At 29.4% G+C, this 23,174-nt stretch carries 20 protein-coding genes; 11 read left to right on the top strand and 9 right to left on the bottom strand.

Annotated features, from left to right (window positions below; genetic code table 11):
• The first annotated feature begins 15 nt into the window (after positions 1–15).
• A complete protein-coding gene (gene mgtE / locus bcCo53_RS01860; RefSeq protein ID WP_025408021.1) occupies positions 16–1,377 on the top strand; it encodes a magnesium transporter in 1,362 nt (453 codons plus the stop codon).
• Between the two features lie 50 nt (positions 1,378–1,427).
• Entirely contained in the window at positions 1,428–1,847 is a 420-nt protein-coding gene (locus tag bcCo53_RS01855; protein WP_025408020.1) for an HIT family protein, read from the top strand.
• 152 nt (positions 1,848–1,999) lie between these two features.
• On the opposite strand, the gene bcCo53_RS01850 is transcribed toward bcCo53_RS01855, so the two are convergent.
• From bcCo53_RS01850 to bcCo53_RS01835, 4 genes are read right to left on the bottom strand one after another with little or no spacing between them, the layout of a single operon-like run.
• On the bottom strand, positions 2,000–2,473 hold the full coding sequence (locus bcCo53_RS01850) for an S-ribosylhomocysteine lyase (RefSeq protein WP_025408019.1): 474 nt from the start codon (positions 2,471–2,473) through the stop codon (positions 2,000–2,002).
• Entirely contained in the window at positions 2,470–3,639 is a 1,170-nt protein-coding gene (gene metK, locus bcCo53_RS01845; protein WP_025408018.1) for a methionine adenosyltransferase, read from the bottom strand. The genes bcCo53_RS01850 and metK overlap by 4 nt, the downstream gene beginning before the upstream one ends.
• A gap of 18 nt (positions 3,640–3,657) precedes the next feature.
• Positions 3,658–4,374 carry a 5'-methylthioadenosine/adenosylhomocysteine nucleosidase gene (locus bcCo53_RS01840; RefSeq protein WP_025408017.1) on the bottom strand — a complete coding sequence of 239 codons (717 nt, stop codon included), beginning with the start codon at positions 4,372–4,374 and terminating at the stop codon, positions 3,658–3,660.
• A gap of 12 nt (positions 4,375–4,386) precedes the next feature.
• Positions 4,387–5,526 carry an HD-GYP domain-containing protein gene (locus bcCo53_RS01835; RefSeq protein WP_025408016.1) on the bottom strand — a complete coding sequence of 380 codons (1,140 nt, stop codon included), beginning with the start codon at positions 5,524–5,526 and terminating at the stop codon, positions 4,387–4,389.
• A 130-nt stretch (positions 5,527–5,656) separates the two neighbouring features.
• Here bcCo53_RS01835 and bcCo53_RS01830 point away from each other — a divergent pair, with 130 nt between their 5' ends.
• Genes bcCo53_RS01830 through bcCo53_RS01805 form a run of 6 tightly spaced genes read left to right on the top strand, consistent with a single transcriptional unit; the run spans position 5,657 to position 13,882 of the window.
• Positions 5,657–6,436, top strand: coding sequence for a hypothetical protein (locus bcCo53_RS01830; protein ID WP_028328346.1), 780 nt, complete (start codon positions 5,657–5,659; stop codon positions 6,434–6,436).
• Positions 6,437–6,450: 14 nt separating this feature from the next.
• On the top strand, positions 6,451–7,932 hold the full coding sequence (gene gltX, locus bcCo53_RS01825) for a glutamate--tRNA ligase (RefSeq protein WP_025408015.1): 1,482 nt from the start codon (positions 6,451–6,453) through the stop codon (positions 7,930–7,932).
• A 19-nt stretch (positions 7,933–7,951) separates the two neighbouring features.
• Positions 7,952–9,289 carry a glycine--tRNA ligase gene (locus bcCo53_RS01820; protein WP_025408014.1) on the top strand — a complete coding sequence of 446 codons (1,338 nt, stop codon included), beginning with the start codon at positions 7,952–7,954 and terminating at the stop codon, positions 9,287–9,289.
• Entirely contained in the window at positions 9,286–10,506 is a 1,221-nt protein-coding gene (tyrS, locus tag bcCo53_RS01815) for a tyrosine--tRNA ligase (protein ID WP_025408013.1), read from the top strand. Before bcCo53_RS01820 ends, tyrS begins: the two co-directional genes overlap by 4 nt.
• A 10-nt stretch (positions 10,507–10,516) precedes the next feature.
• On the top strand, positions 10,517–12,805 hold the full coding sequence (locus bcCo53_RS01810; protein ID WP_028328347.1) for an AAA family ATPase: 2,289 nt from the start codon (positions 10,517–10,519) through the stop codon (positions 12,803–12,805).
• Between the two features lie 24 nt (positions 12,806–12,829).
• On the top strand, positions 12,830–13,882 hold the full coding sequence (locus bcCo53_RS01805) for an NAD(P)H-dependent glycerol-3-phosphate dehydrogenase (protein WP_025408012.1): 1,053 nt from the start codon (positions 12,830–12,832) through the stop codon (positions 13,880–13,882).
• Between the two features lie 17 nt (positions 13,883–13,899).
• On the opposite strand, the gene bcCo53_RS01800 is transcribed toward bcCo53_RS01805, so the two are convergent.
• The 5 genes from bcCo53_RS01800 to bcCo53_RS01780 all read right to left on the bottom strand — a co-directional run bounded on the left by bcCo53_RS01800 (position 13,900) and on the right by bcCo53_RS01780 (position 19,914).
• On the bottom strand, positions 13,900–14,172 hold the full coding sequence (locus tag bcCo53_RS01800; RefSeq protein ID WP_025408011.1) for a PTS sugar transporter subunit IIB: 273 nt from the start codon (positions 14,170–14,172) through the stop codon (positions 13,900–13,902).
• Positions 14,169–15,545 carry an aminopeptidase gene (locus tag bcCo53_RS01795; protein WP_025408010.1) on the bottom strand — a complete coding sequence of 459 codons (1,377 nt, stop codon included), beginning with the start codon at positions 15,543–15,545 and terminating at the stop codon, positions 14,169–14,171. Before bcCo53_RS01795 ends, bcCo53_RS01800 begins: the two co-directional genes overlap by 4 nt.
• Positions 15,546–15,767: 222 nt before the next feature.
• Positions 15,768–17,759 (bottom strand): EAL domain-containing protein, encoded by a 1,992-nt coding sequence (locus tag bcCo53_RS01790; RefSeq protein WP_025408009.1) that lies wholly within the window; start codon positions 17,757–17,759, stop codon positions 15,768–15,770.
• Between the two features lie 52 nt (positions 17,760–17,811).
• On the bottom strand, positions 17,812–18,771 hold the full coding sequence (gene lgt / locus bcCo53_RS01785; protein ID WP_025408008.1) for a prolipoprotein diacylglyceryl transferase: 960 nt from the start codon (positions 18,769–18,771) through the stop codon (positions 17,812–17,814).
• A 9-nt stretch (positions 18,772–18,780) separates the two neighbouring features.
• Positions 18,781–19,914, bottom strand: coding sequence for a MinD/ParA family protein (locus bcCo53_RS01780; RefSeq protein WP_025408007.1), 1,134 nt, complete (start codon positions 19,912–19,914; stop codon positions 18,781–18,783).
• Between the two features lie 499 nt (positions 19,915–20,413).
• Between bcCo53_RS01780 and bcCo53_RS01775 the strand changes: the two genes are divergently transcribed.
• The 3 genes from bcCo53_RS01775 to bcCo53_RS01765 are packed head-to-tail and all read left to right on the top strand — an operon-like array spanning position 20,414 to position 23,163.
• Positions 20,414–21,838, top strand: coding sequence for a S41 family peptidase (locus bcCo53_RS01775; RefSeq protein WP_025408005.1), 1,425 nt, complete (start codon positions 20,414–20,416; stop codon positions 21,836–21,838).
• Between the two features lie 10 nt (positions 21,839–21,848).
• Positions 21,849–22,577 carry a 16S rRNA (uracil(1498)-N(3))-methyltransferase gene (locus tag bcCo53_RS01770; RefSeq protein ID WP_025408004.1) on the top strand — a complete coding sequence of 243 codons (729 nt, stop codon included), beginning with the start codon at positions 21,849–21,851 and terminating at the stop codon, positions 22,575–22,577.
• Positions 22,570–23,163, top strand: coding sequence for a hypothetical protein (locus tag bcCo53_RS01765; protein WP_025408003.1), 594 nt, complete (start codon positions 22,570–22,572; stop codon positions 23,161–23,163). Before bcCo53_RS01770 ends, bcCo53_RS01765 begins: the two co-directional genes overlap by 8 nt.
• The last annotated feature ends 11 nt before the right edge of the window (positions 23,164–23,174 follow it).

Here is a 23,174-nt window from a genome sequence, read left to right as displayed (position 1 = left end):
CTTGGAGATATTGATATGATAGATGTTGCATTTTTAAGAACCTTGCTTGAAGAGAAAAAATATTCTGATATAAAGGAAGAGCTTTTAAAATACGATGCTTTTGATATTAGTGAAGCTTTAAAAAAACTGAGTGGTTCTGATTTGATTTTGCTTTATAGATTTCTTCCCAAGAAGGTTGCTGTTGAAGCTTTTTCTAATTTTGATCAAGGCACAAAAAATAAGTTGGCTAATTCTTTTACAAATAAAGAAATAAGAGAGATGATAGATGAATTAAATCTTGATGATGTTATTGATCTCTTAGAAGAAGTCCCAGCAAATGTTGTACAGAGATTTTTAGCAAGTTCTACTGAAGAGAATAGAGAAATTATTAATAAATTCTTATCTTATAGCGATGATTCTGCTGGTTCAATTGTGACAATAGAATATATCGAACTTAAAGATTATTTTCGTGTTGGGGAGGCTCTTGATTATATTAGAAAGGTTGCAAAGACAAAGGAAGACATTTATACCTACTATATTACAGATGAAGAGAAACGTTTAAAGGGTGTTGTTAAGATTGAGGATTTGATGTTATCGAGTGATAATGTTATTATTTCTGAAATAATGAAGGATAGCGGATTTTATATTGTAAAGGTTAGTGATGGGAAGGAGGATGTTGCTCTTCTTTTTCAGAATCATGATATCTCAAGTGTTCCTGTTGTTGATAATGAAGGTCGAATGATAGGGGTTATTATTATCGATGATATTCTTGAAGTTATCCAAAGTTTAAATACCGAAGATTTCCAGATAATGGCGGCTGTTACTCCTTTAGGTAAGTCTTATCTTGATACTTCTATTTTTGACATGACAAAAAATAGGATAGTTTGGCTTTTGATACTTATGATATCTTCTACTTTAACTGCCACCATAATTACTAATTATCAGAATTTAGTTTTGTCTTTGGTGATTTTAACTAGTTTTATTCCACTTTTAATGGATACTTCGGGCAATGCTGGTTCTCAGGCATCTGCCTTGATAATTCGTGAACTTGCTCTTGGGACTCTTAAAGTAAGTGATTTTTTTAAAGTGTTACTTAAGGAAGTAAGTGTTAGTATTTTAGTTGGTTCGATTCTCGCTAGTATTAACTTTATAAGAGTTGTATTTTTTGTAATTCCTGCGCATGATGAGAGATTTAAAATAGCTTTTGTTGTGTCTGCATGTTTAATGATAGGTTTGATGGTCGCAAAAATATTAGGGGGTCTTTTGCCTATTTTAGCTAAGTTTATGAAAATAGATCCAGCTTTAATGGCTGGGCCTTTAATCACTACTATTGCCGATGTTGTTACCCTAATTGCTTATTTTAATATAGCAAAATTAGTTTTAACCAATTATTTTTAAGTGTGCTTTGTTTCTAGTAGGATTAAAATAGAATTAGATTGGAGGAAATTTTGAGTGATTGTATTTTCTGCAAAATAGTAAGAAATGAAATATCTTGTTATAAGGTTTATGATGATGAGTTGGTGCTTGCTTTTCTTGATATTAATCCTTTAAATGTTGGACATACTCTTGTTATTCCAAGGCAACATAGTAGTGATGTTTTGGATATGAGCGATGAACTTAATGGGCGAATATTGAAGGTTTGTAAAAAAGTAGCTATTTCTTTAAAGAAGTTAGGTTCAAATATTTGTAGTGGAGTTAATATTTATAGTGCAATTGGAGCTGATGCAGGACAAGTTATTTTTCATACGCACTTTCATGTGGTGCCAAGATTTAAGGGAGATGATTTTGGTTTTAAAAGAGGCAGTAATATTGAACCTTTAGGAGATGAGCTTTTAGATTTATCTGAGAAAATAAGTCAAAATATTTAAAATTCTTAAAAGAAGATTTTGGTTTTATAAAAATTTATTGCATCATTTTAATTAGTATGTCTGTTAAGTTTAAATTTCATGTTATGTAGATCTAACTTTAATTTTTACATTGTGTATATGGTGTTTTGGGCTTATAAATTAATTTTGATCTCTTAGGGGTATATTAAATTTTCTTCTTTTATGTTAGCTAGTGTTTCTAAATATCGATTAGATTCATGTTTTGCCATGTTGAGATTGTGATCTTGGTAATTGCCGCATTCCTTTTCAGTTGCTCCTGTAACATTACCTTGAAAATTTACAATCTCATGAAAAAGCCAAGATATTAGGTCAACTAGATCTTTACTTTCATAGTTGCCCAAAAGAATTAGGTAAAATCCAGTTCTGCAGCCCATTGGTCCAAAGTATAATATTTTGTCTCCCCAGACTTTATTGTTTCTTAGCAATGTTGCTCCTATATGCTCAATTGTGTGCATTTCCGCGTTGTTAATTACAGGTTCTCTGTTAGGGGCTTTCATCCTGATGTCTACAGTAGTGAATGTTAAATTTTGAAACATATCTTTTCTTGAAATATATACGCCAGGTTTTAGTTTTGTATGATCAATTGTAAAACTCGTTATTGTATTCATATTTTGAACTCCTTTTTTATTGTATCTACGAAATCTAGCTTTTCCCATTCTAGTTCATTTTTTCCAAAATGTCCGTATGTGCATGTCTTAGAGTAAACAGGCTCTCTTAATTTTAATTTTTTAATTATGCCGTTGGGAGTTAGATCAAAGTTATTGATGATAAAATTTAGTATTTTTTTTTCATATTCGTTGTCATTTATGCCTGTAGTTATTTTAATAGATACTGGGTTGGGGATTCCAATAGCATAAGCAAGTTGCATTTCAAATTCTTTAGAAATTTCTGCTGCCACCATATTTTTAGCAATGTATCTTGCCATGTAAGCGGCTGATCTATCAACTTTAGTAGCATCTTTACCGCTATAAGCACCACCACCATGTCTTGCAAATCCACCATAACTGTCAGCGATAATTTTTCTTCCTGTAAGACCTGTGTCTCCAGTAGGACCCCCTATTACGAAATTGCCTGAAGGATTAATATAATATTTGATATTCTCATCAAGCATTGATTTATTTTTAAGAGTGGGTTTTATAATTTTTTCAATAATTGTTTGTCTTAAGAGTTCTTGGGAAATATCAGGATCGTGTTGATGAGATACAACAATATTACTGATTCTGATAGGCTTTTTATTAGAATCATATTCAATAGTAACTTGGGATTTTGCATCAGGACGTAGCCATTTAATTTGGCCTGATTTTCTAAGTTTGCTGGCTTTCTGTAAGATTAAGTTAGATAATTCGTATGCTATAGGTAGGAAATTTTCAGTCTCATTGCATGCATAACCAAAGATTATACCTTGATCCCCAGCTCCTATATCTTTTGTATTTTTCTTTTCAACTGCATTTGTAATGTCAATTGATTGAGAGCCAATAGCGTCGATGATTGTAGCAGATTTGTAGTCAAGTCCATATTCTATATTTGTGTATCCAATGTTTTTTATTGTTTGTTTTGCAATTTCTTTTATGTCTATATCTTTTTTTGCTTTACTGTTGATCTCTCCTGCTATGATTACCAAATTCTGTGAAACTAAAGTTTCACATGCGACTTTTGCCATTTTGTCTCTTTTAAGCATCTCATCAAGTATAGCGTCAGAAATTTGATCTGCAATTTTATCGGGATGTCCTTCAGATACAGCTTCGGATGTTGCTGTTAAATTGTTATTGAGCATGTTTTCACCTTATGTAAGTTATATTAATTTAACTAGTTCCTTTACCATCTGAGCTGCATTCATTGATGCCTCTTTTAGAAACTTATTGAAGTTTATGTGATTATCTTTTATATTTGGTAAATCAGATACAGCACGAGTGATAATAAAAGGAATTTTAAATGTATATGCTATTTGGGCAATTGCGGCGCCTTCCATTTCTACAGCCAAAGCGTCTACAAAGTTATTTTTAATTTCTTCTAATTGTTTTTCATCTCCAATAAATTGATCACCTGTAAGTATGAGACCAATATGAACATTAGTGTTTTTAAATTTGTCTTTAATAATATTAACAACTTTGCTTAATAAATTTTCATCTGCTTTAAATTTTTGTGGAAATCCTGGTACTTGTCCTATCTTATGTCCAAACTTAGTTAAATCAAAGTCATGAAATGCTGTCTCTGATGATACGATGATATCTTTTATTTTAAGATTTGCAGATTCTCTAAGCCCACCAGCAGTCCCTGAGTTGATTATGTGAGTAATTTTGTACTTTGATATAATGTAGCTATTCCACATAGTGGTGTTTACTTTTCCAATGCCAGTAGTTAAGGAGAGCACTTTGTGCCCTGCAATTTCTCCCTTATAAACTTTTTTCTCACCTGCATAATAGTCATCTAATATAATTTCTTCTTTGTTCTCGATAATTTTATTTATTTCTGCCGATTCTTCATCCATTGCAGATGTTATTAAAATCATATTTTGCTCCTTTTAGATTTCCTTTAACCCATATTTTTTTGAAATAAATTCTATTTCATCTTGTCTTAGTATTTTTTTTATACCAGTTTCTGTCTTAGGTATGGATTTGACATAATTTTGATTTTCGCTAGGGGGTATGATTTTATTATCCTTTATTATGTATTTTATATATGGGACGTTTATATTAGCATCGTTAATTTTTATTATTTTGGCAATTGAGTTGTCATTGAGTTCAACAATAAAGTCTAAAGGACATTGAGAGAGGACCTTAATTATTAGTTTTAAAACCCTTTTGTCAAATTTTTTGTCAGCATCTTGTATAAGTTCGATAAGAGATGCACCAGAATTTAATGCCCCTTTATATGTTCTATCTAAAAGAATTGCACTATATGCACTAGCAGCACCTATCATATTAGACTCAATATTTATTTTTATGCTTTTAAGTTTGTTAGGGTATCCTGAACCATCTAAGTTTTCTTTATGATTTAGTATTGCTAAACAAATAGAATGTGAAAAATTAGTGCTTGAGAGTATTTTATGTCCAAGTACGGGATATTTTTTTATTATTTCAAATTCTTCATCATTTAATTTTTCTTTTTTTTCACTTATATGTAAAGGGATAAATAGGAAACCTATTTTATGCAGAAGAGCTATTGTGCAGAGTTCAACCATTTTATGATTGTTTAAATTCATCTCTTTTCCAAGTGCCACGGTTAGTATTGCAGTGTTTATTGAGTGAACAATATGATAGTCAGATAAGAGCTTAGGTACTTTCATATATTTGATGAATGTGTCTTGATTTTTTTTATAAAATTCCATTACCTTTTTGACGGTTGGAAGAACGTCTTGATAGTAAATTTTTTTGTTCCTCTTGCAGGTTTCATATATTTCTTCTAAATTGCTTACTAGTATGTGATAGTTGGCAATAGATTCTTCATCATATTCTACATTAATAAGCTTTCTTGTTTCTGTTATTAATGATTCGTTAAAGAATGCTCTTTGTAATTTAATTTCGCTCTTTAAGTCCCATTTTTCAATAAGTTCGGTATTTATAGGTTTTAGAAGCGAGTTTTGAGGCCATACTAGAAAATTTTTGTCTATTACGTACGAAAAATTTTTTATATCTTTTGCTAGGTTATCAAAATTTTGCATTTTCCCCCTTAAGCTGCAAACTTAGTAATAAGCATATATTGCATATTATTTATTAATTATCTATCTATTTAGTATAATACTACATGTGTACATTAATTTTAACATGGAACTTTATTATAAGAGATTTTTAATGGTTGACAGAATACTTTTTGTTTTTAATATCATTTTCTTTTGTACTTTTCTATGTTTTGTTTATTTATTAGGAATTTTAAGATTTTCGAATTTTGTAGACTTTATTTTATTGAATTTGCATGTTATTTTAACTTTTATTTTATTTGTATTTGTCTTTAATGTTATTTATTCTAAATTTCTATATTCAAGATTGTATTTTATATTAAATGGTGTAGATCACGCGTATACTTTTTTAAAGCTTAAGGTAATGCGCAAAACACTTAAGAGTGTATTTGATATTTCTCTTCTTTTAAAAATAATATTAATTAAGCAAGATAAAAAAAGTCTTGATGAGATTTATTTTTATTTAAAAGACACTAAGATGAGTGATAAAACAATAGTAGAACTTTATTCTATATGTATTAGTTTTAGGGAGAAAGAGAAGGCCTCTAGCTTAATTGTAAATTATACAGGAAGTAAAAATAAATGGATCAGGTATTGTGTAGTACTTAATATTATTGCTGATGAAGATTATGAGAAATTGAACAATGAAATAAACTTTTTAAAAACCTTCTTTTTAAGAAGGGATCCTATTTTTACCATTTACTTTTATTATATTTTAAAAAGATCAAATTTAGAATATCAGTTGATTGAAAAAAATAGACTTGGGATTAGGAATAAATATTTGAGGTATAAAGATAGATTGAATTTTAAGCATACAAGATTACTGAATTCAAATTTATTTTTTGTGGTGTTCTATTATATTTATGATATTTCAAAAAAAGATATCTTTTATTAAAAGAGGTTATAATTGTGGATATAAGAGTTAGATATGCACCTTCTCCAACTGGTTTGCAACATATTGGGGGAATTAGAACAGCTTTATTTAACTATTTTTTTGCTAAATCTTGTGGTGGAAAATTTTTGCTTCGAATAGAGGATACAGATCAAACTAGGTATTTTAAAGAAGCAGAGGAGGATCTGTATCAGAGTTTAGAGTGGCTTGGCATTGATTTTGATGAGGGACCTACTTGTGGTGGTCCTTATGAACCTTATGTTCAGTCAAAGAGAACAGAAATATATCAAAAGTATGCTAAACAATTGGTTGAGATGGGAAATGCTTATTATTGTTATTGTACATCTGAGAGATTAGAGAGAATCAGAAAAATTCAGACTGTTAATAAGATGGCACCAGGATATGATAGACATTGTAGGAATTTAAGTGAAAATGAAATTCAAGATGCTGTAAATTTAGGCATAACTCCTGTTATTAGATTTAAAATCCCCCTTGAGGGAGAGACTTATTTTGATGACATCTTACTTGGTAAAGTTACATGGGCAAATAGGGATATTAGTCCTGATCCTGTGATTCTTAAGTCAGATGGACTACCAACTTATCATCTTGCCAATGTTGTTGATGATCATTTGATGAAAATTTCTCATGTCTTAAGAGCTCAGGAATGGGTTTCTTCAGGATCTTTGCATGTGCTTCTTTATAGTGCTTTTGGATGGAAGCCGCCTATTTATTGCCATCTTCCAATGGTCATGGGAAGTGATGGGCAAAAATTAAGTAAGAGACATGGTGCTACATCTTTAAAACAATTTATTGATGATGGGTATCTTCCGGAAGCTATTATTAATTACATTACTTTACTTGGTTGGTCTTATGATGATAAGAGTGAGTTTTTTACAAAAGATGAGCTTCAAAAATTATTTTCTATTGAGCGAGTCAATAAATCTCCTGCTATTTTTGACTATAATAAATTAGATTTTTTTAATAGCTATTATATTAGGGGAAAAGAGGGTGATGAGTTAGTCGATCTTTTAATTCCATTCTTGCAAAAAGCAGGCTACATTAAGGAAGAGATTAGTTCTTTTGATAAGCAAAACTTGATGCTTTTAGTCCCTTTAATAAAGCCAAGAATTAGAAAACTTAGTGAGTCTATTGCTATGCTTAAATTTTTTTATGAAGATATTGAAACTTGGAATTTAGATGAATTTTTAGGTAAGAAAAAAACGGCAGGTGATATTTATTTACTCTTAGAAAAGATTAAGCCATTATTAGAGGGATTTGAAACTAGAATACTTTCTGAGAATGAAAAAATTTTTTATGATTTTGCTAAAGAAAATAATTTAAAAATAGGAGACGTGCTCTTACCAATTAGAATTGCGGTTCTTGGAAGTAAGGTATCCCCTCCTCTTTTTGATTCTTTGCAATTACTTGGTAAAGTTAAGGTTTTTGATAGAATAAATCAAGCGCAGCAATTTCTGAAAAGACACATGAATTATAAATAAGTTTGTTAGGATGTTTAATATGATAAAAATAGAAGATATTATTTCGCTTGCTAAGAGAAAAGGTTTTGTATTTCAATCCTCAGAAGTTTATGGGGGTCTTGCAGGTGTATGGGATTATGGTCCTTTGGGTATTGAACTTAAGAAAAACATACAAGAAGAATGGTGGAAGACTATGGTTTACTCACATGAAAATGTAGTAGGATTAGATAGTTCGATTTTAATGAGATCTGAAATTTGGAAAGCTTCAGGACATGTTGATAGTTTTTTAGATTTACTAGTAGACTGTAAAAATTGTAAGAACAGATTTAAAATAGATGCTATTGATCTATCCAAGGGTTGTTCTAATTGTAATTCTATAGGTACTTTTACAGTTCCTAGAAGTTTTAACTTAATGTTTAAAACTGATATTGGTGCTGTTGAAGATAGTTCTAGTGAAATTTATTTAAGACCAGAAACTGCTCAAGGTATTTTTGTGAATTTTCGCAATGTTTTAGATTCTACAAGACTCAAGGTTCCTTTTGGAATAGCTCAAGTTGGTAAGGCATTTAGGAATGAGATAGTAGCTAAGAATTTTATATTTAGAACTTGTGAATTTGAACAGATGGAAATGCAATTTTTTGTACATCCTAATCAGATGGATGAGTGGTATTATTATTGGCAGCAAAAGAGGATGAATTTTTTTATTGAAACTCTTGGAATAAAAACAGACAATCTTAGGTTTAAAGAACATACAAGGAATGAGCTTGCTCATTATGCTAAAGCTGCAGTTGATATTGAATATAAATTTCCATTTGGTTTTCAGGAAATTGAGGGTATTCATAATAGAGGTAATTATGATTTGTCTCAGCACGCAAAATTTTGTGGTAAGGCTAACTTGTTTGAATATCATGACTTAGAAAGCGGTAATAAATATATTCCTTATGTTATTGAGACATCTCTTGGACTTACAAGAAGTGTTTTAATGACCCTTTGTGATGCTTATGCTCATGAAGAACTTGATGAAGGGGGTAAGCGTGTAGTACTACGTTTGCATCCTAAACTTGCTCCTTATAAGGTTGCAATACTTCCTCTTGTAAAGAAAGATGGACTGCCTGAGCTTGCTAGAAAAGTGTTTATGCAGTTTAGCGATGATTTTTACATGTTTTATGATGAGAATGGTACAATAGGCAAGCGTTATAGACGTCAAGATGAAATAGGCACACCTTATTGTGTAACAATAGATTATGATACTATTGATACTAAAACGGTTACTTTAAGAGATAGGGATAGTATGTCTCAAATAAGGATTGCTATTGATGACTTATATTCATATATTAGAACTGAAATTCTAAATTATAAGGGAGTTCCAAATAAATGAATCTTGCCTTAGGGATTTTAGAGAGGAGAGGATTCTTAAAGCAGTGTACTAATTTGGAAGCTTTAAGTACATTAATGAATGATGAAAAAATAGTATTTTATGTTGGTGTTGATGCTACTTCTACTTCTTTGCACATTGGACATCTAATTCCTTTTATGGCAATGGCGCACCTTCAAAGACAAGGTCATATTCCAATTGCTTTGGTTGGTGGTGGGACTACAAAAATAGGGGATCCTTCAGGTAAGGATGCAATGCGAAAGATTTTATCAGAAGAAGATATAAAAGATAATGTTGAGGCAATAAAATCACAATTGCTTAGAATAATAGATTTCAGTCACGGCTATATTCTCGATAATTCAGAATGGCTTAATAATATTAATTATATTGAGTTTTTAAGAGATATTGGGGTTTATTTTTCTGTTAATCGTATGCTTGGGTTTGAGACTTATAAAAGAAGATTGAAAGATGGTCTTTCTTTTATTGAGTTTAATTATCAGCTTCTGCAATCGTATGATTTTTATATGTTAAATAGGATTAGGAATTGTAAACTCCAAATTGGAGGCGATGATCAATGGGGGAATATTGTCTCAGGCGTTGATTTGGTTAGGAAAAAGTCTGGAGTAGAAGTATTTGGACTCACTTTACCACTTATTACAAGAAGTGATGGGAAAAAGATGGGCAAGTCAGAAAAGGGGGCAGTTTATCTTGATTCAAATCTTTATAGTGTTTATGATTTTTATCAATATTTTAGAAATGTCCCAGACTTGGATGTTAAGAAATTTTTATATTTATTTACTTTTTTGGAAAATGATGATATCGAGTGTATTTCAAATGTTGAAGGCCATTTGTTCAATAAGGCAAAAGAAACTTTGGCGTTTGAGATAACAAAAATTGTGCATGGAGAAAATGCGGCTTTAAAGGCATGCTCAGCAGCTCAAGCAGCTTTTAAGGGAGATAAAGGTGATAGAGAAGATATTCCTTTCTTTAAATTAGTGTTAACTAATTTAGAAGGAGGCATTTCATTAATTGATCTAATGGTTCTGTCAAAAGTTGTATCCAGTAAGTCAGAGGCAAGACGACTTATTAATTCTGGTGGGGTTTATATAGATAAAGTAAGGATAGGGGATCAAGATTATTGCCTTAATAAGGATAATTTTACCAATGGTGAGATTGAACTTAAGATTGGCAAGAAAAAGATTTTAAGAATTATTTTATAGTTGGTGTTTCATGTATAACAGAAGAGCTTTAAATAATTTATTTTTTAAGTCATTTCTGTTTTTTATGAAGCGTAAGCATCTTGTTTTTACTGAGGAACATGTTTTTTACAGTTTAATTAATGATGAAAAAATTAAAGAGTTGCTTAGTTTATGTACACTTGATTTTTATAGTTTTAATAAAATTTTAGAAAAATTTTTCAACCAGCTTCCTTTAAGAGATTCTGATATTTCAAATTATCTGTTTGAGATGAATGATTTATATCAAGAAATAATAGATACAATTTTCTATTATAAAAAGCCTTATAGATTACAAGAGAAAGATTTATTGTGGGTATTAATTAGGAAGAGAAAAAATACAATTTTAGATGCTTTATTAAAGTCGGGATTTAGTTTAACTATCTTTGACAAGATAATTGAAGTTTATGATTATTTAGGTTCAGACTTAGATTTAAGCTCTATTGAAAATGAGAGATTGATAGTAGATGATCTTTTTAGTCAAGAGATTAATAGAGGTAGAGGTTTGAGTATTTTTGAAGAAGATGATTTGAAGTTAGAGCAAAGTAATGATTTACCTGATGATGACAATTTGGTCGGGGATTTCTTATTGAATGTTATTGATAATTTAGATCCAGATTTGGAAACAAACCCTTTGGTTGGTCGAAAAAAAGAGTTATGTAAGTTGATACAAGTAATGCTTCGCAAACATAAAAGTAATCCAATTATATTTGGAGAGCCTGGGGTTGGCAAGACAATATTATTTCAAGGACTTGCTTATATGATAAAGGCAGGTCAAGTTCCTCAGGATTTGGTAGGTTATGAGGTTTATTCCCTTGATATTGGAAGACTTATATCTGGGACTCGGTATAGGGGAGATCTGGAAGATAGAGTAAATAAACTTTTAGATTTTTTATATTTTAAAAAAAAAGTAATTCTTTTTATTGATGAAATTCATATGATAGTTGGAGCTGGTGCAACATCTTTTAGTAATATAGATGTTTCAAATTTGTTAAAGCCTGTATTGACTTTGGGACAAGTAAAATTAATCGGTGCTACTACTAAATGTGAATACCAAAAATTTTTTTTGAAAGATAAAGCTTTAATAAGAAGATTTCATACCATAGAACTTGAAGAACCAAGTTTTGAAGATGCTTATCTTATTTTAAAAGGGGCTAAGGAACAATATGAGAAGTATCATAATGTGGAGTATACAGATGGGGCTATATGGGCTTCAATTACTATGTCTAAGTATATTAAGGACAGATTTCTTCCCGATAAAGCTTTTGATTTATTAGATGGACTTGGGGCTAAATTTAAACTTGAGGGTAACAGGAAAGTTATAACGGGCGATGATGTAAAAAATTTTGTTAAATCTATGATCGGAACTAATATTTTTAATTTTGATGGTTATGATCAAGATTTGGTAATTAATCTCGAGCGTAAAATAAGAGAAAATATGATAATTGATGAGGATATCTTATCTGATTTGATATTAAACATCAAACTTTTAAGGATTAAAGTTTGCTTAAACAATAACACTCTTGGCATCTTCATTTTTATGGGTTCTTCTGATTCAGATAAAAATAAGCTTGCATGTATTTTGTCAGAACAGCTTAAGATACCTAAGTTGACTTTGAGGATGAGCGAGTATGGTGATTTTGATGGGATTAATCGATTAATAGGACCTGTATATGGAGCTGAATCTTATGATGAACCTACTAAATTTTTTAAATTTTTAAGTGAATCTTCAAGTTCAATTATTTTTTTATCCGATTTTGATAAATCTTCCAAGAGGGTAGTGGATTTTTTTTTTGAAGGGTTTAATACTGGTAAACTTTTTGATAGTATTGGTAGAAGTGTAAGTTTATCAGATAGTATAATAATCATAGATATTGATATAGAATATAGAGAACTTGATAGTATTGGATTTAAAAATGAAACAGTCAATAGCAAGAGTTTGCTAGGGAAACGTTTTTCTTCTCAGTTTTTAGACCTTGTAGATCATATTTTTTTCTTCAGATCTGTAAGTGAGTGTGATTTTAAAAAAGTTATTATCGAAGAGATTAATAATTTTGTTAAGATATTCAAAAATGATAAAATTGATGTTTTTTTTGAAGAGAGTATTGTTGATTATTTTCAAAATAAGACTTATAAGAGTGGGCTTAGCATTAGGAGTGTGCGCAAGATTGTGCTTAATGAGATTGGTAGTTTATTAATAAATGACATAATTTCAAATAAATTCAGAAAAAATGATAAGATTAGGGTTTACCTAGATAAGACGATTAAATATGATTTGTTATAAATTCATGGTTATAAGGAGGTATATATGCAAATATCTGTAGTGGGAGCAGGAGCTTGGGGAACAGCTATTGCTAAGGTTTTGGCGGATAAATTTAAAAATAATATTTTAATATGGTCTTTTGAAGAAGGTGTTAAAGATAGCATTAATAATGCTCATGAAAATATTAAATATTTAAAGGACATTAAGTTGCCAGATAATTTGGTTGCGAGTTCTGATTTGCTTGATGTTGTGAGTCAGTCGGATTATGTTTTTGTTGTGACGCCTTCTCTTTATACTTTGGATATTTTAAATAAATTGAAAAGTGTGTGTGATACTAAAAAGTTCAATTTGGCAATACTTACAAAAGGTTTTATAACAGTTGATGGGAAGCCTCGTACAATTGTAGAAGTTGCAGAGAGTATTTTAACTGAATATAAGGATGAAATTACTTATATTGCAGGGCCAAGTCATGCTGAAGAAGTTGGACTTGGAATTATTACAGGACTTGTGGCTGCTAGTAAAAATAGGGGCAATGCTTTTGAATTTATTAATTTATTTAGTGAGACTTCTATTTCTATGTTTTATAGTGATGATGTTCTTGGTGTTCAGATAGCATCAGCTTTGAAAAATATATTTGCGATTGCATTTGGGATTTTAGATGAGTATAAAATTGAAAATCCAAATTTAATAGGAAATAATACAGAGTCTTTTTTATTTTCAGTTGCTTTAAGTGATATGAGAAATATTGCCTTTAAACTTGGTTCTTGCAATGCGGAGACATTCTTATTTTTAGCTGGTTCTGGGGATTTAGATGTTACTTGTAGAAGTATTTTTGGGAGGAATAGAAGATTTGGTCGTGAAATTGTTAGTAAAAATGTTTTAGAGGGTTTTAATGGTATAAATGATTTGATAAATAGCATTCATAAAATTGGTTATTTGCCAGAAGGAATAGTTGCTGCAAATGAAGTTTTTTTGCTTTTTAAATCTTTAGGTCATAATTCAGATTATCATAATCTAGCTAATATAGTGTATAGAATCTTAAATAAAGAATTAAAACCAGAAGCTGTTATTGATTATATAAAAAATTTTAAAGTTTAGGACCCAAATGGGTCCTATTATGTTTGTTTATTCATCATATACATGATATTGCTGTAAACATCATCAATTATTTCAAAATTCATTACAATTTCTATGCATTCATTTGATTTAATTGTTCCTATAATATTGTGATCCTCTATTAATTGTTCTCTCTTGACTAAAGAATTGCTGTCAACTAATATTTTTATTCTAGTTAGATCTTTTTCTACTTGTTTGATATTTGCAATGCCCCCAAAGCATTTTAAGATGTGTTCTGATGTTTCTGTTGTTTCTTTATTCATATTCATCATTCCTTAAAAAATGCTTTATAAGCCCTGTAAGAAGTATATACATCAAATTTAGAGGTTATTTCAAATGGTGAGTGCATACTAATTACACCAGGTCCCATGTCTATTGTTCTTATCCCATAATGTGCTAAGAATTTTGCAACAGTTCCCCCACCACCTTCGTCTACTTTTCCAAGTGTGGCTATTTGCCAAGCTATGTTATTTTGATTTAGTAAATTTCTAATATAAGAGACAAGTTCGGCATCAGCATCACTAGCCATGATTTTACCTCCATGACCGGTGTATTTCGTTATAGGTATTCCATATCCCAATTTGGGTGCATTTTGTTCATCATGAACCGATTTAAATAAGGGATTTATTGCGCCACAAACATCAGCAGATATGCTTTTTGAGTTCCATAACACTTTTTGAACAAATAGATGATTGTATTTATTTCGTTCAAGTTTAAATATTATATCTGATACAAAGTATTCAAGGTATCTTGAATTAAGACCAGTTGATCCAGTTGAGCCAATCTCTTCTTTGTCAACTAAAAAGCATATGGCGGTTTTGTTTGGAGTTTCTTCTAAGTTTAGGATAGCTTCTAGCGATGTGTAAACACATACCCTGTCATCTTGACCGTAAGCCCCAATAAGTGCTCTATCAAATCCTACATCTTTTGCTTCTCCTGCTGGCACTATTTCTATTTCTGCTGAAACAAAGTCTTCTTCTTCTATGTTATATTTTTCTTTTATTAACTTAAGAGTAGCAAATTTCACTTTTTCTTTTTCTTTGGTTTCAATAGGTAAACTTCCAATTATAATTTTTAAATTTTCACCTTCAATGACGTCATCAGTTTTTTTGTCTCTTTGTACTTTTCTGTTAAGATGTGGCAAGATGTCAGGGATTACAAATACGGGATCATTATTATCATCTCCAATGTTAATTTCTACTTTTTCTCCGTTTTGCAAAAACACTACTCCCCTTATTGAGAGAGGAAGGGATAACCATTGATATTTTTTAATGCCACCGTAATAATTTGTTTTCATCATTGTAAATTCATTCTCTTCAGTCATTGGTGATGGTTTTGCATCAAGTCTTGGAGAATCTGTGTGCGATACAATAAAATTTATTCCATTTTCAATAGATTCTTTCCCTATAAATATAAGAGCAATGTTTTTATTGCGACATGTGTAAAAGATTTTATCTCCAGCTTTGAGTTCTTGTTTTTCACAGGAGTTAATGAAACCTTTTTCCTTTGCCTTTTGTGTAGCATAGTTGGTAACTTCTCGTTCAGTTTTAACTGTGCTTAAAAATTTTTTGTATTTTTGAGCAAAGTTTAAAATATTATTTCTATCTTCTTCATTTAAAGAAGTCCAAGGATTTTGTTTTGTCATTAAATTTTATCCTCCTTATTATTTATTATAACATTCTGTTTTTTGAAAATTTAGTTTAACAATAATGAAAAACAGGTGTAATGAATTCATGCATTTGAGTTTGTAATTATATTTAGGCAAAAGTAAGTTTTAATGTTGTTAAAATAATTGTCTTAGTAATTTTGTAGTTTTCTTTGGTATGACTCAGTTTATATTGGTCTTAGGAAATACTTTTTTGTATTTTTAGATTGGTTCTGGACTATGCCATAGGAATCCTTGTCCATAATCTATTCCTATTTCATTTATTTTTTTAAGTATTTCTTCATTCGATACAAATTCAGCTATAATTTTTATTCTTTTTGTATCGGCAATGTCTTTGATTGATTTTATTATTACAAGATCTGTTTGACTTGAATTTATTACTTGAATAAATGAACCATCTATTTTGATTATATCTATTGGTAAAGTTTTAATATATGAAAGTGATGTATGTCCACTACCAAAATCGTCAAGTGCAAGTTGAATTCCTAATGTCTTAAGTTCGTTGAAATATGTGTTTATTAATTCAAAATTTTCTAGAATTCCAGTTTCTGTTATTTCTAAGCATATGTTTTGAAGTGGAACATTACTTTTAAGAAGTGTTTCTTTTAGGAATGTCCTAAAGTTTTTAGACTTAAGTGAGTATGGTGAAATATTTATTGAAAAGACGTGAACACCATTTTTTGCTACAAAATTTGTATATTCTCTTAAGGCTTTGGTAACTACCAATGTATCCACTTCAACAGTTAAATTATACTTATCTATTAAGCTAAATACATTGTCGTTTGGAATAGGAGTTCCTGTATAGTCAAACAGTCTTGTTAGTATTTCAATTTTGGGTTTTAGAGCTTTTTTAAGGGGAGTAATTTTTTGATAATAGAGGCTGAAAAAGTCATTCTTTATTGCTTTTACTATATATTCAAATATTTTGTTTTGATTTTTAATAAGTATTGTTTCTGGCAATTCATCTTTGTATAAAATAGGTGTGGAGTCTTTATATTCATCAGATATTTTTGTTGCTATTTTTAATTTTGAAATTTTGGTCCCTATATCTTCTTTTGAATTTACTTCTATTATTCCTATGTTAAATTTCAATATTATAAAACCTTCTTTTTTAAGTTCTCTAGATATTGTTTGTTTGATTTCTTCTGCAATTGAAATTAGTCTTTGTTCTCCCCCACTTGTGGATATAATGACTATTAAATTATTGTCTTTAAGTCTAAATATGTATTCTGAGTAGAATGACATTATTCTAGAAGTAATTTTTTTAAGTATCTTTAATTCTGCGTTATCTCTATTGCCTTTATATTCATATTCTGTATTTATATGTAAATCTAGATCAAATAAGTATATTTTTTTATAAGAAAATTCAATTTGATTTATCAGTAACTTTTCAAGTCCTTTAATGTTATAGAGATCTGTTTGTTGATCGATAATTGCTAGATCCTGAGTATCGTGCGTAGACTTTAATTCGGATATATCCTTTATTGTAATTAATTTATCAATATTGTTGTGACCAATTGTACTGATAAATAAGTCTACGATTAATTTTTTGTTATTTTTAGCCGTTAAAAGGCAGTCAGTTATTAATATGTTTCTGAATTCAGGGATATCATTTGAGTTGTAGCCTAAGTCTATTTTGGTTGCTTTTTCTAAACTTATTATATTTATATCACTTATTTTATTTGTTTTCCCCCCAATTTTTATTGGGAGTTCAATTGCTTTGCTGCCTTTTTCATTAATGTAGATAATATCGTTGTCGGTATTTGTAATGATTACGATTTCTTGAATAAGTTCAGATAGATTTAGGAAAAAATCAAGATTAGCATTATTATCATCATAATAAAGTTTTTTTTGTTGTATTAGTTTATATTTATTGCTTAATTCATTGATATTTTTTAATATTTCTATGTAGTTTGGTCTATATATTGTATCGTTTATGAACTTGTTATTTATAATAATAGAATGAATGTTATTGATGCTTTTTAAATCATTTGCCACATTAATCGAAAAATCTATTGGTTTTTTATTATTGTAGATAATAGCAAACTTGATATTACTTTGTTTGATATATTCACTAGAGATGTTTTTTCTAGATTTTGCTATCTGTGATATTTTAAAGATAGATTTGATTTTTGTAATATCATTATCACTGATAATATCTTCAGATATTACAATTACATTTGAATTTTTCATCTTACTTAAATAAATTTATATTAATTTTGATGTAAATCTATATTTCTATGATTTATTGCTTTAGTTTTTTTGATAACCTTTTAGTCCATAAGATCCAAATTATTCCTGATAGTATCAAAATTAATGAAAATATTTGACCTATTGATATGTTTAAAAATGAGAAATCTAATATGTGCTCAGGTGTTTTGTAAGTTATAACAAATCCTATTTCTTTATCAGGTTCTCTTAAGTATTCAATCAAGAATCTGAATAATCCATAAAGAATTATGTATATGCCAAATATGAAACCATCATATTTTTTGATTTTCCTGAAAATAAACCATAGTAATAGAAATGTTACAGTGCCTTCAAAGAACCCTTCAATGAGTTGTGATGGAATCCTTGGTAAATTAATAAATGAGTCGTGAGGTAATATTTCAAGTCCAACGGATTCTGCAAATTCTTTTACTCCTTTCTGGCTTACTGCAAAAGGTTCTGCATTAGGAAATATTATGCCGCCTTTCATTGGTCTTCCATAAAGTTCTGCATTTGCAAAGTTAGCGAATCTTCCAAGTATGTATCCTGAAGAGAACGCCATTGATCCGTAATCAGTTATCTTGATAAAGTATTTTTTGATGTTTGTATTTTTCAGTTTGGTATTTATCATTATTACTGGTGCAATGATTACTCCGAAAAATCCTCCATGTATTGCCATTCCTCTAAATCCTGTGAAGCGCCAATTTTGGTCAAATGGTAAAAAAATGAGCCATGGGTGTGTGTAATAAATTCCACTCCTATCGTAAATCAACGTAGATGCCAGTCTTGCACCAAGTATTGCTCCCATAACAATTGAAAACATTAATTTTTCATAATCACTTTTTTCTATGTCAAGTTTATCAGTTTGTATTTGATACCAAATGAATTTATAGGAAATTATTATTATTATTATGTAAGATAGGCTATACCATGTAATTGGAATACCTTTAATTATTTCAGGATGTAACCAACTGGGATAATTGATATAGTTTGGCATTTTTTCTCCTTAGTCTTTTTTTAATTGTGCAAATAACTTTTTCTTAAACATTATATTTTGTTTTCTTAATGTTTCAATTTCTTTTTGTTGAGATTTAATTATATCAATAATTGCATTATTGTCTATTGTTTTGTTCATTAGTAATGCTTCAAGATATGCATGTTTTTCTAGGTATTCATCTTGTGCTTCTTGGATTACAAAATTATAGCTTTCATTTAGATCGTCTTCACTTAAGAGTTCTACATTATTTATCATGATTTCAAGTTCAATTAATTTTTTTGCTATTCTTTTTAGACTTTTAGAAGTTAAGCTTGTTGGTTTATAAATAGTTATTGGTATTTTATGATTTAATGCTTTATCAATGAGCTCGTCTTTGTAAATTGAGCCTATGCTTTGTAAATTTATATTTAAATAGTCTTTTGCGGATTTTAATATTCTTTCAATTGTTTTAATGTCTTCAGGTTTATTTAGCATGTTAAATATTATGCAAGGACTAAATTGTGAGAATATCTTCATAAATTTTTCATGATTTTCAGGATCATAAGTTTCTATTTTAAGTAGTAGATTAGGTATGTATATTTTTTGTAAATCGCTAGAGTCTTTTTTAATATCAGATATTAGCTTGTGTGCTTTTGTTTCTTTTGTAAAGACTTTTGATATAAGCCTAAAAATTGCATTTTTGAGGAATAAATAGGCATTCATTGTTGCTGTTACTGTTGGGATTGTTATGATTACTCCTCGATTTGACATTAAAAAGAAATCTATTGTATTAAATGTTGTACCGGCGCCAAGGTCAATTATTAGGTAATCATAATTTAGGTTTTTTAAGTTATTTATTATTTTTTTCTTTTGAAATATGGGTATGTTTGCAAGTTCTGGAATATCTGAATCTCCTGCAATAAAGCTTAAATTTTTTATTCCAGATTCGATTATCACATCTTGAAAGGGAATTTTTGTTTTAATGAAAGTACCAATACTTTTCTTAGGTGTGATATTTAGCATAGAATGTAAATTTGAACCACCAAGGTCAAGATCTACAAGTAATACTTTTTTTCCTTCATTTGCAAGACAAATTGCAATATTTGTTGAAAAAAGAGATTTTCCAACACCTCCCTTTCCACTAGCTATAGGAATGATAATCAAACCCTTACCTCGTTATTTTATCCTTCATTTTAATTAAAATTAGGATTACTGTGTTAAATATAGTATAAGTTGTGATTATTATTCCTATAAAAATAAGTAGCCATGGTTGATATACATGTAATAAGTTAAGGCTTAATCCCAATGTAATAAGCAACAAACCCATTACTATTTGAAAGATTTTTGTTAAGGTTATTAAGTTATGAAGAATTTTGAATTGTTCATAAAGCACATAATACGTTGTTAATATTGATAAACACAATTCTGGCGAGAATATAATAAATGCTATCATGAACTTAATGGAAGAATTATTTATAAAGATTGATCTTTCAGTTAATCCATATAATGCTAACAGTATTAACATGCTTGCGATTGTTTGTAAAATAATAACCAGAAGAGCTGTAATGATCCTTTTTATTTTTGAGTTGGTTGTCTTTAACATAATCTTAAAATATTATATTATGAAGATAAAATCAAGTTTTATTTATGTAGGAAGCATTCAATGAAAAAAAATTTTTTAGTGTTTATATACTTTGTATTAGCTTTGAGTATTAGTTCTTCAGTTATTGTAGAATCTATCTTTGCACAATCGGATTCTTCTAAGGGTAAAATGTCTGCATCAAATTATGGTCAGATGATGATGGAAGCTTTTAATTTTATTAAGAGGAATTATGTTGAACCTGTTGATGATGAAGCTATTTTTGAGGGGGCTTTAAAAGGTATGTTTAATGCATTAAATGACCCTTATTCGCAATACTTGACAAAAGAAGATTTATTAGACATCTCAAAGACTACTGAAGGGAATTATGTTGGGATTGGTGTCCTTATAGTAAAGAAAAATGATTCTGTAAAATCTGAAAATCCTACCACTGATGCTTCTTATGTAATGGTTATGACTGCTTATGAAGAGGGACCTGCTTATAAGGCTGGGGTTAGGTCTGGTGATTATATTACATCTATTGATGGTAAGAGTACTGCTTTAATGACAATAGATCAAGTTGCTAACCTTTTAAGGGGAGCGATTGGTACAAAAGTTAAAATTTCTGTTTTAAGAGACAAGGATTCAAATTTTGAATTTGAACTTGTTAGAGAGAAACTAGATATTAAGACTGTTAAACATGACGTTATTAATCAAGATGTTGGGTATATTAGAATAATAAGTTTTAATCCGCATACTAATGTTTATTTTAAAAAAGCTTTTGAAAAACTGCAATCGCAAAACATCAAATCTTTGATCTTAGATTTAAGATTTAATACAGGGGGCTATCTTCAAGATGCAATAGAGATAGCTGATGATATTTTAGCCGAAGGGCTTATTGTGTCAACAAGGGCAAGAGATTCTAAGAACCCTTTGGAATACAGGGCTAGTTCTTCACATATAGTACCTTTAGACATGCCAATTGTTGTGTTGATTAATAAACAATCAGCCTCAGCATCAGAAGTTTTAGTTGGAGCTTTAAAGGATAATCAGAGAGTTTATGTTATAGGGGAAAAATCTTATGGTAAGGGAATAATTCAACGTATATTACCTTTTTATACCGGAGGATTTAAGATTACCAATTCAAAATACTATACTCCTTCTGGTCAGAGTATTCATAATATTGGTATTAAGCCTGACTTGGAGATTGTGGAGAGAGAAATGTCTGAGGCTGAGCTTTTGGCATACAAACAAATTTTGGATAAAAAATTAATAGAAGACTTTTTCAATAGAAGGAAAAATAAAAAATCAATTACTGAGGAAGAAATAGATGCTTTTGTGGATAAGGTTATTAAAGAACATCCAATGATGAATATAGATAGAGAATTTTTAGGGCATTATGTGTTTTTACAATTTTATCAAAATACACGTAATGAAATGCCAATTTATAATTTACGTTATGATAAACCTTTAAGAGCTGCTTATGAATATCTTGTAAAGGAGACTTAAAAATTAATCAGTGAAGCAAGTAGTCTTAGATGATAGCTGTCTATTTGATGATGATATTATTATTGCTGATATTAAAATCTATCACTATCTTCTTAATGTAAGGAGATTGAGGGTAGGAGATAGATTAAATGTTCTCTTAAGAGGCCGAGAGGTAAGGTTTGCTGAAGTTGCTAGTATAGGTAATAATTTGATTAAGCTTTCTACTCTTAGGGTAGAGGCGTTTAAGAAACAGGATTTTGAAATAAGTATGTTTATATCTAATATTAAGGGTAAAAGATTAGATATAAGTTTAAGACAAATTGTTGAAATTGGTGTGGATCATATAAATATTGTTAATGCTGATAATTCTGTTGCTAGAATAAACATGAATGATTTGGAATCTAAAAGTTCAAGGTTTTTGAAATTAATTGATGAAGCTTTAAAGCAAAGTGGCAATACTCGAGTGCCTAGTATTAATTTTTACGGGGATTTTTTTAGTATTCCTTATTCCACTTCTGTGAATTATTATGTTGCTCATAAGGAAGGTGTTTTGCTAGGTTGTGGTGATTCTATTAGTAGTTTTGGTAAAATTGGAATTTTGATAGGTCCTGAAGGTTGTTTTTCAAAATCCGAGATGGATTTCTTTAAAAAACAAAATTTTAAATTTGTAAGATTTAATACTCCTATTTTAAGAGCAGATACGGCTATTGTTTATTCACTTGCGCATTTTAAATTATTATTAGAGGGTCATAATGGCTAATTTAAAAGATATATATTCAAAACCAGATAGGATTTATCTCTTTGGAATGCCAATAGATGTATTTAAGAGTAATGATAAATTGATTAGCCGATTTGAATATCTTGTTTCTCACCCATATCATTCAATGGTTATTTTTATTGATTGTAAGTCTTTGCTAAAATTTTTGATTTTTAAAAGATTTAGAAATCTTGTTAAGAGTGCTTCACTTGTTTTCTCACATTCTAAGTTATTAAGGTCTTTTTGTAAGTTATTTAGAAGAATTGATATTGGTTGCTATGATGCGAATTCGATTTTGCTTGTTTTAATGAGTGTATTGGAAAATACATATAAAACGTGTTATATTATTGATAAAGATAAAATAATTTCTAAGAAAAATTTTTTAAGGTTAAAAGAGTCACATAAAGAGATTAATTTTATTGGTTATTATGATTTGAAAGCTGTTAAGAGAAATAAAGAAATGTTTTTTGCCAATATTAATAAACTTACTCCCAGTATGATAATAAGTTTTTGTAGCGATAATTATCTTGAGAATTTGTTTTATGTAAATAAATTTGGCATTAGAACTAATTTGAGTGTTTTTTTGTGAGCTCTTTTGAT

It is taken from the genome of Borrelia coriaceae (assembly GCF_023035295.1).
Classification (GTDB): domain Bacteria; phylum Spirochaetota; class Spirochaetia; order Borreliales; family Borreliaceae; genus Borrelia; species Borrelia coriaceae.
The sequence above is the reverse complement of the archived record's forward strand: the minus strand, read 5'-3'. Positions and strand labels throughout refer to the sequence as shown.

What these genes read in the sequence shown, in the direction of transcription:
- mgtE (WP_025408021.1), top strand. Translation starts at nt 16, where the DNA reads ATGATAGATGTTGCATTTTTAAGAACCTTGCTTGAAGAGAAAAAATAT.
- bcCo53_RS01850 (WP_025408019.1), bottom strand. Translation starts at nt 2,473, where the DNA reads ATGAATACAATAACGAGTTTTACAATTGATCATACAAAACTAAAACCT.
- metK (WP_025408018.1), bottom strand. Translation starts at nt 3,639, where the DNA reads ATGCTCAATAACAATTTAACAGCAACATCCGAAGCTGTATCTGAAGGA.
- bcCo53_RS01840 (WP_025408017.1), bottom strand. Translation starts at nt 4,374, where the DNA reads ATGATTTTAATAACATCTGCAATGGATGAAGAATCGGCAGAAATAAAT.
- bcCo53_RS01835 (WP_025408016.1), bottom strand. Translation starts at nt 5,526, where the DNA reads ATGCAAAATTTTGATAACCTAGCAAAAGATATAAAAAATTTTTCGTAC.
- bcCo53_RS01830 (WP_028328346.1), top strand. Translation starts at nt 5,657, where the DNA reads ATGGTTGACAGAATACTTTTTGTTTTTAATATCATTTTCTTTTGTACT.
- bcCo53_RS01820 (WP_025408014.1), top strand. Translation starts at nt 7,952, where the DNA reads ATGATAAAAATAGAAGATATTATTTCGCTTGCTAAGAGAAAAGGTTTT.
- tyrS (WP_025408013.1), top strand. Translation starts at nt 9,286, where the DNA reads ATGAATCTTGCCTTAGGGATTTTAGAGAGGAGAGGATTCTTAAAGCAG.
- bcCo53_RS01810 (WP_028328347.1), top strand. Translation starts at nt 10,517, where the DNA reads ATGTATAACAGAAGAGCTTTAAATAATTTATTTTTTAAGTCATTTCTG.
- bcCo53_RS01805 (WP_025408012.1), top strand. Translation starts at nt 12,830, where the DNA reads ATGCAAATATCTGTAGTGGGAGCAGGAGCTTGGGGAACAGCTATTGCT.
- bcCo53_RS01800 (WP_025408011.1), bottom strand. Translation starts at nt 14,172, where the DNA reads ATGATGAATATGAATAAAGAAACAACAGAAACATCAGAACACATCTTA.
- bcCo53_RS01795 (WP_025408010.1), bottom strand. Translation starts at nt 15,545, where the DNA reads ATGACAAAACAAAATCCTTGGACTTCTTTAAATGAAGAAGATAGAAAT.
- bcCo53_RS01790 (WP_025408009.1), bottom strand. Translation starts at nt 17,759, where the DNA reads ATGAAAAATTCAAATGTAATTGTAATATCTGAAGATATTATCAGTGAT.
- lgt (WP_025408008.1), bottom strand. Translation starts at nt 18,771, where the DNA reads ATGCCAAACTATATCAATTATCCCAGTTGGTTACATCCTGAAATAATT.
- bcCo53_RS01775 (WP_025408005.1), top strand. Translation starts at nt 20,414, where the DNA reads ATGAAAAAAAATTTTTTAGTGTTTATATACTTTGTATTAGCTTTGAGT.
- bcCo53_RS01765 (WP_025408003.1), top strand. Translation starts at nt 22,570, where the DNA reads ATGGCTAATTTAAAAGATATATATTCAAAACCAGATAGGATTTATCTC.